1 protein-coding gene is annotated in these 565 nt (G+C 43.9%); it reads left to right on the top strand.

Translation table 11 applies throughout. From position 1 onward, the window contains the following. Positions 1–548: fibronectin type III domain-containing protein (locus tag A3735_RS31135; RefSeq protein WP_197485936.1), on the top strand; the 548-nt coding region annotated here is incomplete at its 5' end. Positions 549–565 lie beyond the last annotated feature (17 nt).

The following is a 565-nucleotide window of genomic DNA, read 5'->3' as shown; positions in this document are numbered from 1 at the left end:
ATGATGATGCCGATGCTTTTTCTGATAGTGATGGCGACCTATTAAGCAATGTTGATGAGTATTTCATTCTAAGCAACCCACTAGATGAGGACACCGATAACGACGGTATTCCTGATGGGTATGAGGTATTGGTTGGTCTCAACGTTCTAGATTCATCGGACGCCGTAAATGACAATGATGGTGATGGCTCGTCTAATCTTGATGAATATTTGGCAGGGACACAAATAGACAACGCAAGCAGCGTACCGGAACTCCCGTCAACCCCTGATTCGGGTGGACAAGATATTTACGCTGTTGAGCTTAATTGGTCGGCACCAAACACTAGAGAGGATGGAAGCGCTTTGAGCCAGGGCGATATCAAGTCTTATAAAATTTATCGTGGGGCAAGTAGTGGCAATATGGTGTTGCTAATAACCGTAACAGACCCTGAAGCGACTTCGGTTGCTTTGGAATCTCTAAGCGCTGGTACTCATTACTTTGCGATCAGTACCGTGACTAAGGATAACTCTGAGAGCAAAAAGTCTTCGATTGTCGAAGTAAATATATAGAGAATTGTAATTGCCTT

The sequence above is a fragment of the Oleiphilus sp. HI0061 genome (genome assembly GCF_001635675.1).
This window is presented reverse-complemented; position numbering and strand designations above follow the sequence as displayed.